Source organism: Citrobacter sp. CK202 (genome assembly GCF_030333225.1).
GTDB lineage: Bacteria > Pseudomonadota > Gammaproteobacteria > Enterobacterales > Enterobacteriaceae > Citrobacter_B > Citrobacter_B koseri.
Genome location: NZ_JAOWGI010000029.1, coordinates 613513 through 625204 on the forward strand (window position 1 = coordinate 613513; position 11692 = coordinate 625204).

11 protein-coding genes and 2 tRNA genes are annotated in these 11692 nt (G+C 56.0%); 11 read left to right on the forward strand and 2 right to left on the reverse strand.

The window, feature by feature from the left end; translation table 11 throughout:
• Positions 1–2: 2 nt before the first annotated feature.
• Together srlE and srlA are read right to left on the reverse strand one after the other, a co-directional pair.
• Complete coding sequence (gene srlE / locus OGX84_RS22670; RefSeq protein WP_012134813.1) at positions 3–974, reverse strand: PTS glucitol/sorbitol transporter subunit IIB; 972 nt, start codon at positions 972–974, stop codon at positions 3–5.
• A complete protein-coding gene (srlA, locus tag OGX84_RS22675) occupies positions 971–1534 on the reverse strand; it encodes a PTS glucitol/sorbitol transporter subunit IIC (RefSeq protein ID WP_012134812.1) in 564 nt (187 codons plus the stop codon). Before srlA ends, srlE begins: the two co-directional genes overlap by 4 nt.
• Before the next feature lie 255 nt (positions 1535–1789).
• On the opposite strand from srlA, the gene mltB reads away from it, so the two are divergent.
• The 11 genes from mltB to OGX84_RS22730 all read left to right on the forward strand — a co-directional run bounded on the left by mltB (position 1790) and on the right by OGX84_RS22730 (position 11690).
• The gene (mltB, locus tag OGX84_RS22680; protein ID WP_104868275.1) at positions 1790–2890 is read left to right on the forward strand and encodes a lytic murein transglycosylase B; all 1101 of its coding nucleotides are present in this window, start codon (positions 1790–1792) and stop codon (positions 2888–2890) included.
• A 304-nt stretch (positions 2891–3194) separates the two neighbouring features.
• Positions 3195–3848, forward strand: coding sequence for a metal ABC transporter ATP-binding protein (locus OGX84_RS22685; RefSeq protein ID WP_071257943.1), 654 nt, complete (start codon positions 3195–3197; stop codon positions 3846–3848).
• Positions 3845–4705 carry a metal ABC transporter permease gene (locus OGX84_RS22690; RefSeq protein WP_286458429.1) on the forward strand — a complete coding sequence of 287 codons (861 nt, stop codon included), beginning with the start codon at positions 3845–3847 and terminating at the stop codon, positions 4703–4705. The genes OGX84_RS22685 and OGX84_RS22690 overlap by 4 nt, the downstream gene beginning before the upstream one ends.
• Positions 4706–4719: 14 nt before the next feature.
• Positions 4720–5598: a metal ABC transporter substrate-binding protein gene (locus OGX84_RS22695; protein ID WP_058668002.1), complete on the forward strand. Its 879-nt coding sequence runs from the start codon at positions 4720–4722 to the stop codon at positions 5596–5598.
• 129 nt (positions 5599–5727) lie between these two features.
• Positions 5728–6225 carry a nicotinamide-nucleotide amidase gene (gene pncC / locus OGX84_RS22700; protein ID WP_024130886.1) on the forward strand — a complete coding sequence of 166 codons (498 nt, stop codon included), beginning with the start codon at positions 5728–5730 and terminating at the stop codon, positions 6223–6225.
• Between the two features lie 96 nt (positions 6226–6321).
• Positions 6322–7386, forward strand: coding sequence for a recombinase RecA (gene recA / locus OGX84_RS22705; RefSeq protein ID WP_110493905.1), 1065 nt, complete (start codon positions 6322–6324; stop codon positions 7384–7386).
• 106 nt (positions 7387–7492) lie between these two features.
• Complete coding sequence (gene recX / locus OGX84_RS22710; protein WP_024130885.1) at positions 7493–7993, forward strand: recombination regulator RecX; 501 nt, start codon at positions 7493–7495, stop codon at positions 7991–7993.
• Positions 7994–8124: 131 nt separating this feature from the next.
• Complete coding sequence (alaS, locus tag OGX84_RS22715; protein WP_112001676.1) at positions 8125–10752, forward strand: alanine--tRNA ligase; 2628 nt, start codon at positions 8125–8127, stop codon at positions 10750–10752.
• Positions 10753–10991: 239 nt separating this feature from the next.
• Positions 10992–11177: a carbon storage regulator CsrA gene (gene csrA / locus OGX84_RS22720; RefSeq protein WP_000906486.1), complete on the forward strand. Its 186-nt coding sequence runs from the start codon at positions 10992–10994 to the stop codon at positions 11175–11177.
• A 340-nt stretch (positions 11178–11517) separates the two neighbouring features.
• Positions 11518–11610 (forward strand) — tRNA-Ser (locus OGX84_RS22725).
• A gap of 3 nt (positions 11611–11613) precedes the next feature.
• Positions 11614–11690, forward strand: a tRNA-Arg gene (locus tag OGX84_RS22730).
• The last annotated feature ends 2 nt before the right edge of the window (positions 11691–11692 follow it).

Sequence of the window (11692 nt, forward strand, 5' to 3'; positions counted from 1 at the left end):
TCTTATTGATAAATAAAGCCGGAAACAAACCAGGCGATGAGAACGGTAGGCGCGCCGGTCAGGAAGCGGCTCACCAGCACGGAAGGCACGCCGACGCGAACGGTGTCCTGGCGGGCCTCCGCCAGCGATAAACCGACCGGAATAAAGTCGCACGCGGCCTGAGCGTTAATCGCGAACAGCGCGGGCAGCGCCAGATGGGGAGGGATATTACCCAGACCAATCTGCACGCCAATCAGCACCCCGATAACCTGGGCGATCACCGCGCCAGGGCCGAGGAAGGGCGACAGCAGCGGGAATGAACAGATGAGCGCCAGCGTGACCAGCCCCAGCGGATGGCTGGCAAGCGGCGCCAGGCCGTGAGCGATCCAGTCGCCGAGACCGGAGGCCATAATGATGCCGATCAGCGCCGAGACGAACGCCATAAACGGCAGAATGGTTTTCAGCACCGTATCGATGGTGTCGCGCCCGGACTGGAACAGCACCGCTACCGCTGAGCCCATCCCCATACCGACTTTCGCCAAGAGGCCATCGCTCTGTTCGGTGATTTTTTTGCTGGCGTCGTAATCGCGGCCCGCAGGCGAGGCGACAGGCTGCGCGTTTGCAGGCGCCTCGCCGCTCAGCGTGATGTTCTCTTCTTTCACCCCGGAGACGTAAATATCTTCCATGATGTATTGCGCCAGCGGCCCCGACTTCCCGGTAGAGTGGATGTTGATGGTTGGAATGCGCCGCTTCGGATAAATCCCGCAGCGTAGCGTGCCGCCGCAGTCGATGATCGCCGCGCCGATCTCTTCCTCAGGCGGTTCGCCCTCTTTAAAGCCATCCACCGCCTGCCAGCCTGTTAGTTGCGCCAGTTTGTCGACAATCCCCGGACGCGTCCCGGCGGTGATGTAGACGATTTTCTTTCCGGGGGTTGCATCCAGTTCAAGCGGGCCGCCCCAGCCGCCGGTGCCTTTCTCAATACGAATACGCGTCATGATGTTGCTCCAGCTAGGTGGACTTTCTGCTCAAGTTGAATGCCCATTTTTTTCTCAAAGATGGATGTGGTGAGGTCAGTCACCCAGCCACGGAAGAAGTTGGTGACCAGACCGACCAGCAGATAGCTGACGGCGAGCGGGCCAAGCGGGAGGCCGAGTGTCGTCAGGCCGCTGGCGATGCCCAGGTAAACAAACAGCTCGCCGGGGTTGATGTGCGGGAACAGTCCGTTCATCGAGTGGCAGCTGTAGGAAGCCGCCGCGTAGTAACTGGGCTTGTATTTTTCTGGCATAAAGCGGCCCAGACTCAGCGTCATCGGGTTACAAAACACAAACGTACCGATGCACGGCAACAGCAGGTAACGGGATAACGGGTTCCCGGCGCAGCGCTGGGCAAAACGTTCAATACGCTGCTGGCCAATGAAGTTTATTAAGGCATTCATGATGACCAGCAGGCTTATCAAGAGCGGAAGGATACCGGTCACCATACTGGTGAACACCTCTCCGCCTTTCTGGAACAGCCCGATAAACCACTCCGCACCATGTGTAATGGTTTCGATCATTGTTCTCTCCTGTAGGGTTTGTTGTTATCTTGCCAATTGGTGAGTTATTTTAATCAGATCGAAAGATTTAAAAGTGTTATTTTGATCTCAAAATGAAAGATAAATATTTTAAAGTGAAAGTTTGCGTTTGTTGCGGAGAAAAAAAGCAGGGATGTTACGGGAGAATAGTGCGTATTCTGTGAAGAGCGCTTCCTTGTGCGAAGCGGGATGCTTTACCATACTTCCCCCTGGCTGAATCTGTTTAATGGATGTCTCATGTTCAAGCGTCGTTATGTTGCACTACTTCCTCTCTTTGCGTTGCTTGCTGCCTGTAGCAGCAAACCACAGTCTTCAGAAATTCAAACGACAACGGGAGCGCCGTCCGGCGGTTTCCTGCTTGAGCCGCAGCACAATGTCATGGTGATGGGCGGTGATTTCGCCAATAATCCGAACGCGCAGCAGTTCATTGAGAAGATGGTGAACAAGCACGGTTTTAATCGCCAGCAGTTGCAGGAGATCCTGTCGCAGGCGAAGCGCCTGGACTACGTTCTGCGACTGATGGACAGACAGGCGCCGACCACGCAACCGCCAGCGGGGCCGAATGGCGCATGGTTGCGCTATCGTAAGCAGTTTATTACCCCGGACAATGTGCAAAACGGCGTGGCGTTCTGGAATCAGTATGAGGATGCGTTGAACCGTGCATGGCAGGTTTATGGCGTCCCGCCGGAGATTATCGTCGGCATTATTGGCGTGGAAACCCGCTGGGGCCGCATCATGGGTAAAACGCGAATTCTGGATGCGCTGGCGACGCTGTCGTTTAACTATCCGCGTCGGGCGGAGTATTTCTCCGGCGAGCTGGAAACGTTCCTGCTGATGGCGCGTGATGAACAGGACGACCCGCTGGATCTGAAAGGGTCTTTTGCCGGTGCGATGGGGTACGGACAGTTTATGCCATCGTCCTATAAGCAGTACGCGGTGGACTTTAACGGCGACGGGCACATCAACCTGTGGGACCCGGTTGATGCCATCGGCAGCGTGGCGAACTATTTCAAAGCCCACGGTTGGGTGAAAGGCGATGTGGTCGCCGTTCCGGCCAACGGTCAGGCGCCGGGGCTGGCGAACGGCTTTAAAACTCAGTACAGCATTTCTCAGCTTGCGGCCGCCGGGCTGACGCCGCAGCAGTCGCTGGGCAATCATCAGCAGGCCAGCCTGCTGCGCCTGGATGTGGGTACGGGCTATCAGTACTGGTACGGGTTGCCGAACTTCTATGCCATCACGCGCTATAACCACAGCACTCACTATGCGATGGCGGTCTGGCAGCTTGGTCAGGCCGTCGCGCTGGCGCGTGTACCTGCGGCGTCGCCGTTTAGTCAGTAGCCGCGGTGTGTTTTCCGGGGGCTACGCTTACCCGGTCTGGATTACGCTCCCTTTTCCCTGAGAGAAAGGGGAGCGTGCAGCGCCGCTGTTGCGCTATTTCACATCTGAAACATTTCGCCACACTCCCTTTTTTCCTGGCAATTTACATCCGCATCGTATTTCATTATTGTTATGTTATAACATTTTGTTGTGGTGCGAATATGTCTGCTTCACTCTTCTCTCTTTCGGCTCTGACTCGCCTGTTGATGGCTATCGCGCTTGTTTTGTGTATCGGACTGGCCGTGCGCTGGGCGGTGGCATTGCCATGATTATCCTGAATCAACTGGTGGCTGGTTACGAGCGACAGCCGGTCACGTCGCCGCTGACCGGCACGCTGGAACGCGGCAGCATGACGGCGATTATCGGCGCTAACGGCTGCGGCAAATCAACGCTGCTGAAAACGCTGGCCGGTTTTCTTCCTCCGGTGAGCGGCGCATTTCGCTGGCGCGGACGCCGCCCGGTAATTGGCTGGCTGGCGCAACGTCACGCGCTGGAGACGCAGTTTCCGCTTACCGTTCAGGACGTGGTGAGCATGGGGTGCTGGCCTGCTATTTCCCTGCTGGGGGGATTTCAGCGCAAAACCCGTCTGCGTGTCGCCCACGCTATTGAGCGCGTGGGGCTGGAGGCAATGGCGACGATGACCATTGATGAACTCTCTGGCGGTCAGTTTCAACGCATGCTGTTTGCCCGTGTGCTGGTGCAGGAAGCGCCGCTGGTCATGCTGGATGAACCCTTTACCGGCGTGGATGAGGAGACCTGCAACGTACTGATGGGGCTGATGCTGGAGATGTATCAGCGAGGGCAAACGGTGCTGGCGGTGCTGCACGACAGCGAACGAGTGGCGCGCTATTTTCCGCAGACGTTACGGCTGGATACGGACGTGTCTCACTGGATGACCGAGCGGGTGAGAGTGGCATGATCTGGCATATCTTCTTTCAGCCGTTTATTGAATACGGCTTTATGCGGCGGGCGCTGGTGGTCTGTCTGGCGCTTTCGGTCAGCACGACGGCGCTTGGCGTCTTTTTACTGCTGCGACGTATGAGCCTGATGGGGGACGCGTTGTCGCATGCGGTGCTGCCCGGCGTGGCGGTGGGCTATCTGCTCAGTGGAATGTCATTGCTGGCAATGAGCATCGGCGGGTTTATCGCCGGGATTACGGTAGCGCTGGTGGCGGGAATGGTGAGTCGCCGTACGCCGCTAAAAGAAGACGCCAGCTTCGCCGGGTTCTACCTGGGATCGCTGGCGCTGGGGGTTACGCTGGTGTCGCTGCGCGGGTCAAATGTCGATCTGCTGCATCTTCTGTTTGGTTCCATTCTGGCGGTCGATCGCGATTCCGCGCTGTTCGTGGCGGGGGTATGCGCATTCACATTGATCATGCTGGCGATTTTCTATCGTGGTCTGGTGAGTGAAGCGTTTGATACCGCATGGTTGCAGGTTAACGCGCGCTGGCTGCCTTCGCTGCTGCACGGGCTGTTTCTCTCGTTGCTGGTGTTGAATCTGGTGGCTGGCTTTCAGGTACTCGGCACGCTGATGGCGGTGGGGCTGATGATGCTTCCTGCCGTTGCGGCACGCTGCTGGGCGCGCACGTTACCGGGGCTGTTATTGCTTGCCGGCGGCAGCGGTGTCGTCTGTGCATGGCTGGGGCTAAGCCTTTCCTGGGCGGTGAGTTTACCCGCCGGGCCGTCGATTGTACTGACCGCCAGCGCGCTGTTCTTTATTTCCATTTTATTCGGCACGTGCAGCAGGCTGGCTGACAGCCTGCGCGCGCTTTTTTAATGCAAGGGGAAAAGATGAAACGTACAGGGGTAATGATTGCGCTCGCGTTGGGGTTGATGACGCAAGGCGCGCTGGCGAAAACGCTGAATGTGGTGACGAGTTTTTCTATTCTCGGCGACATCACCCAGGAGGTCGGCGGCAAGAATGTCAACGTCACTACGCTGGTTGGGCCGGATGGCGATCCGCATACCTTTGAGCCTTCGCCGAAAGACAGCGCGGCGTTGAGCAAAGCGGATGTGGTGGTAGTGAACGGGCTGGGGCTGGAGGGGTGGCTTGACCGGCTGGTAAAAGCCTCCGGTTTCAAAGGTACGCTGGTGGTGGCTTCCGACGGGGTGAAGACGCATACGCTGGATGAAGACGGCGAAACCGTCACCGATCCGCATGCCTGGAATAGCGCAGCGAACGGCGCGCTGTATGCGCAGAATATTCTTTCCGGGCTGGTCAACGCCGACCCGCAGGATAAAGCCGTGCTGGAGGCTTCCGGCAAACCTTATATCGCACAGCTGACTGAACTGGACGCGTGGGCGAAAGCGCGCTTTAGCCAGATCCCGCAGGAGAAACGCAAGGTGCTGACCAGCCACGACGCCTTCGGTTATTTCGGTCGTGCCTACGGCGTTGAGTTTTTGGCGCCGCAGGGGCTGTCGTCGGAAAGTGAAGCCTCTGCCGCGCAGGTCGCCGCGCTCATTAAGCAGATTAAAGCGGATGGGGTGAACACCTGGTTTATGGAGAATCAGCTCGATCCGCGTCTGGTAAAACAGATCGCCAGCGCGACGGGCGCGCAGCCGGGCGGCGAGCTGTATCCTGAAGCCTTGTCGGCAAAAGGCGGCGTGGCGGATAGCTACGTAAAAGCGTTTCGCCACAATGTTGAGACTATCGCCAACAGTATGAAATAACCGTACGATCGGCCGATGCCTTCGCATCGGCTTTTTCTGAAGCCTCCTCGTAAAATCCGCACCTCGTCCCCATATCTGCTCAGAAAGTGCTATCTTGTGCTGCACGTTTTTCAGGAGCCTTAAGCGATGATGACTGACCATGAATTGATGCAGTTAAGCGAAGTGGTAGGGCTGGCGCTGAAACAGCGCGGCGCAACGCTAACGACAGCGGAGTCCTGCACGGGCGGTTGGGTAGCGAAAGTGATTACCGATATCGCCGGGAGTTCCGCCTGGTTTGAACGCGGTTTTGTTACCTACAGTAATGAAGCGAAAGCGCAAATGATTGGCGTGCGCGAACCGACGCTTGAGCAGCACGGCGCGGTCAGCGAACCGGTGGTGATTGAGATGGCGATTGGTGCGCTCAGAGCGGCCCGCGCGGATTATGCCGTTTCTATCAGCGGTATTGCCGGGCCGGACGGCGGCAGCGACGTGAAGCCCGTCGGCACTGTCTGGTTTGGTTTCGCAACCGCGCAGGGCGAGGGGATCACCCGCCGGGAGTGCTTTAGCGGCGACCGTGACAGCGTACGTCGCCAGGCGACGGAATATGCGCTCAAAACGCTCTGGCAACAATTTCTACAAAACACTTGATACTGTATGACTGTACAGTATAATCGCACCTAACAGTACAGAATTCACTATCCGGTACAAGCGCAAGCGGACCCCGGCTCATGACAGGAGTAGTTAATGGCTATCGACGAAAACAAACAGAAAGCGTTGGCGGCAGCGCTGGGCCAGATCGAAAAACAATTCGGTAAAGGCTCCATCATGCGCCTGGGTGAAGACCGTTCCATGGATGTGGAAACCATCTCCACCGGTTCGCTTTCTCTGGATATCGCGCTGGGCGCGGGTGGCCTGCCGATGGGGCGTATCGTAGAAATCTACGGGCCGGAATCCTCCGGTAAAACCACCCTGACGCTTCAGGTGATTGCCGCTGCACAGCGTGAAGGCAAAACCTGTGCGTTTATCGACGCCGAACATGCGCTGGACCCTATCTATGCCCGCAAACTGGGCGTCGATATCGACAACCTGCTGTGCTCCCAGCCGGACACCGGCGAGCAGGCGTTGGAAATCTGTGATGCGCTGGCGCGTTCAGGCGCTGTAGACGTTATCGTTGTTGACTCCGTGGCGGCGTTGACGCCGAAAGCGGAAATCGAAGGTGAAATCGGCGACTCTCATATGGGCCTCGCGGCGCGTATGATGAGCCAGGCGATGCGTAAGCTGGCCGGTAACCTGAAACAGTCCAACACCCTGCTGATCTTCATCAACCAGATCCGTATGAAAATTGGCGTCATGTTCGGCAACCCGGAAACCACTACCGGGGGTAACGCGCTGAAATTCTACGCGTCCGTTCGTCTGGATATCCGCCGTATCGGCGCAGTGAAAGAGGGCGAAAACGTCGTGGGTAGCGAAACCCGCGTGAAGGTTGTGAAGAACAAAATCGCCGCGCCGTTTAAACAGGCTGAGTTCCAGATCCTCTACGGCGAAGGCATCAACTTCTATGGCGAACTGGTTGACCTGGGCGTGAAAGAGAAGCTGATCGAGAAAGCCGGTGCATGGTACAGCTATAACGGCGAGAAAATCGGTCAGGGTAAAGCGAATGCCACTACCTGGCTGAAAGAGAACCCGGCGACCGCCAAAGAGATCGAGAAAAAAGTGCGTGAGCTGCTGCTGAGCAATCAGGACTCGACGCCAGACTTCTCCGTTGATGACAACGGTGAAGGTGTGAAAGAAACCAACGAAGATTTCTAATCGTTGCATTGCCCGGTGGCGGCGCTCTGGCGCCTTATCGGGCTTATACTTTGAAGGGCTGCATATCTTGCGGCCCTTTTTGCATTTCTTTTTCCGAAGGTTTGTTATGAGTGAATCCACACCGCGACGCCCCGCATATAACCGTCTGCTGGATCGCGCGGTACGTATTCTGGCGGTACGCGATCACAGTGAACAGGAACTGCGGCGTAAACTCTCCGCACCGGTTATGGGAAAAAACGGGCCGGAAGAGATCGATGCGGCGCCGGAAGACTATGAACGGGTTATCGCCTGGTGCCATGAGCACAACTACCTTGATGATCATCGTTTTGTTTCGCGCTTTATCGCCAGCCGCAGCCGTAAAGGTTATGGCCCGGCACGTATTCGGCAGGAGCTGAATCAAAAAGGCATTGCGCGTGAGGCGATTGAGCGCGCAATGCGTGAATGCGAGATTGAGTGGTTGCGTCTTGCTCGCGAACAGGCGATCCGCAAATATGGTGAACCCTTACCAGCCGCATTTTCGGAAAAGGTCAAAGTCCAGCGTTTCCTGCTTTATCGTGGCTATCTGATGGAGGATATTCAGGAGATATGGCGAAATTTTGACGATTGACTGCATACGGGATTTTACTTCCCCGTAAAGAAAACTTATCTTATTCCCACTTTTTTCAATTGCCAGCCGGGCAGGGCATATGAGCGCTGAGGCGGGTAATGATATTTCGTTAGCTTGATTTCAGGATAATTATGAGCAAGAGCACCGCTGAGATCCGTCAGGCGTTTCTCGATTTTTTCCACAGTAAGGGACATCAGGTAGTTGCCAGCAGCTCCCTGGTGCCAAACAATGACCCAACTTTGTTGTTTACCAACGCCGGGATGAACCAGTTCAAGGATGTTTTCCTTGGGCTCGACAAGCGTAATTATTCCCGCGCCACCACGTCGCAGCGTTGCGTACGTGCGGGCGGTAAACACAACGATCTGGAAAACGTCGGTTACACTGCACGTCACCACACCTTCTTCGAAATGCTGGGTAACTTCAGCTTCGGCGACTATTTCAAACACGACGCGATTCAGTTTGCGTGGGAACTGCTGACCGGTGAAAACTGGTTTGCCCTGCCAAAAGAGCGTCTGTGGGTGACCGTCTATGAAACTGACGATGAAGCCTACGAGATCTGGGAAAAAGAAGTCGGCATTCCGCGCGAACGTATCATCCGAATTGGTGATAACAAAGGCGCGGCATACGCGTCCGACAACTTCTGGCAGATGGGCGATACAGGGCCGTGCGGTCCATGTACCGAGATCTTCTACGACCACGGCGATCACATCTGGGGCGGCCCTCCGGGAAGCCCGGAAGAAGATGGCGATCGCTATATTGAGATCTGGAACATCGTCTTCATGCAGTTCAACCGTCAGGCTGACGGTACGATGGAACCGCTGCCGAAACCGTCCGTCGATACCGGTATGGGTCTGGAGCGTATTGCCGCTGTGTTGCAACACGTTAACTCCAACTATGAAATTGACCTGTTCCGCACGTTGATTGAAGCCGTTGCGAAGGTGACTGGCGCGACCGACCTGAGCAACAAGTCGCTGCGCGTGATTGCCGACCACATCCGTTCCTGCGCTTTCCTGATCGCCGACGGCGTGGTTCCGTCGAATGAAAACCGTGGCTATGTGCTGCGCCGTATCATTCGTCGTGCGGTTCGTCATGGCAACATGCTGGGCGCGAAAGAGACCTTCTTCTACAAGCTGGTTGGGCCGCTGATTGACGTTATGGGCTCTGCCGGTGAAGAGCTGAAGCGCCAGCAGGCGCAGGTTGAGCAGGTTCTGAAAACGGAAGAAGAGCAGTTTGCCCGTACGCTGGAACGTGGTCTGGCGCTGCTGGACGAAGAGCTGGCGAAGCTTTCCGGCGACACGCTGGATGGCGAAACCGCTTTCCGTCTGTATGACACCTACGGCTTCCCGGTTGACCTGACGGCGGACGTTTGCCGCGAGCGCAACATCAAAGTTGATGAAGCGGGATTTGAAGCCGCGATGGAAGAACAGCGTCGTCGCGCGCGTGAGGCCAGCGGTTTTGGCGCAGACTATAACGCGATGATCCGCGTTGACGGCGCGTCAGAATTTAAAGGTTATGACCATCTGGAACTGAACGGTAAAGTGACCGCGCTGTTTGTGGATGGTAAAGCGGTAGATGCGATTAGCGCGGGTCAGGAAGCCGTTGTCGTGCTGGATCAGACGCCGTTCTATGCGGAATCCGGCGGCCAGGTTGGCGATAAAGGCGAACTGAAAGGCGCAGGACTCGCGTTTGCGGTTAGCGATACGCAAAAATATGGCCAGGCGATTGGACATATCGGTACGCTTTCGACCGGTTCCCTGAAAGTGGGCGATGCGGTGCAGGCTGATGTGGATGAAGCTCGCCGGGCGCGTATTCGCCTGAACCACTCTGCGACGCACCTGATGCACGCGGCGCTGCGCCAGATTCTGGGCACGCACGTAGCGCAGAAAGGCTCGCTGGTTAACGACAAAGTCCTGCGTTTCGACTTCTCGCATAATGAAGCGATGAAACCGTCTGAAATCCGTGCGGTGGAAGATCTGGTGAATGCGCAAATCCGTCGCAACCTGCCGGTCGAAACCAACATCATGGACCTTGAAGCGGCGAAAGCCAAAGGCGCGATGGCGCTGTTTGGCGAGAAGTATGACGATCGCGTTCGTGTGCTGAGCATGGGCGATTTCTCCACCGAACTGTGTGGCGGTACGCACGCCAGCCGTACGGGGGATATCGGTCTGTTCCGCATTGTTTCTGAATCCGGTACTGCGGCAGGCGTTCGTCGTATTGAAGCGGTTACGGGCGAAGGCGCGATTGCTACGCTGCACGCTGAAAGCGATCGCTTAAGCGATATCGCACAGTTGCTGAAGGGCGACAGCCAGAATCTGGGCGAAAAAGTCCGTTCTGTACTGGAACGTACGCGTCAGCTTGAAAAAGAGTTGCAGCAGTTGAAAGAACAGGCTGCCGCGCAGGAAAGTGCGAACCTTTCCAGCAAAGCGGTTGATATCAACGGCGTGAAGCTGCTGGTTAGCGAGCTTGCGGGCGTTGAGCCAAAAATGCTGCGTACGATGGTTGATGATCTGAAAAATCAACTGGGTTCTACCGTTATCGTTCTTGCAACGGTAGCGGAAGGTAAGGTTTCTCTGATTGCGGGCGTGTCGAAGGATGTGACCGACCGCGTGAAAGCAGGGGAGCTGGTCGGCATGGTCGCTCAGCAGGTGGGCGGCAAGGGCGGCGGACGTCCAGACATGGCGCAAGCCGGTGGTACGGATGCGGCTGCTCTGCCAGCAGCGTTAGCCAGTGTGAAAGGCTGGGTTAGCGCAAAACTGTAATAACTATAAGCGTTATCTAACGCCGCAGGCCCCGGTCTGCGGCGTTTGCATCAACGTTATTGACAACGATAAAGTCAGGTTGAAGTTGTGTATATCGGCTAAACTTAGGTTTAACAGAATGTGATGCCGTGACTGCTTACACTTTACGTGTTTGTCATCGCTTACTTTTTGGCGTTATATGATGGATAATGCCGGGATACAGAGAGACCCGACTCTTTTAATCTTTCAAGGAGCAAAGAATGCTGATTCTGACTCGTCGAGTTGGTGAGACCCTCATGATTGGAGATGAGGTCACCGTGACAGTTTTAGGGGTAAAGGGCAACCAGGTGCGCATTGGCGTAAACGCCCCGAAAGAAGTCTCTGTCCATCGTGAGGAGATCTACCAGCGTATCCAGGCTGAAAAATCCCAGCAGTCCAGTTACTAAGGTTTTCGCGTCTCATCTCTTCCGATGAGGCGCAACCTGCTCCTCGCTTCCTTTCTCTTTTTCATTTTTCTTCACTCTTTTTCCGTATCGCTTCCGGTGCCGGCAGGCTCTTTCCTGGTTATTCGGTTTTTCTGCCTGCGCTCAGGCGGTGTAACACGCCGATTTATCTGTTGATAAAACACCCTTTTTGCCGTTTTTGCAGACTAATTGAGCGTGAAGTGTGCAAACGATAAAAGCGTGGGAAAAATTGTTTGACTTATAAGTCCCAGAAAGTAATATGTGCGCCACGCAGCGACGATGAGCAGAAACAAGTTCTTCGAAGCACTCGTAAGAGGCGCGTGGTGAGGTGGCCGAGAGGCTGAAGGCGCTCCCCTGCTAAGGGAGTATGCGGTCAAAAGCTGCATCCGGGGTTCGAATCCCCGCCTCACCGCCATTTGCATCCGTAGCTCAGCTGGATAGAGTACTCGGCTACGAACCGAGCGGTCGGAGGTTCGAATCCTCCCGGATGCACCATC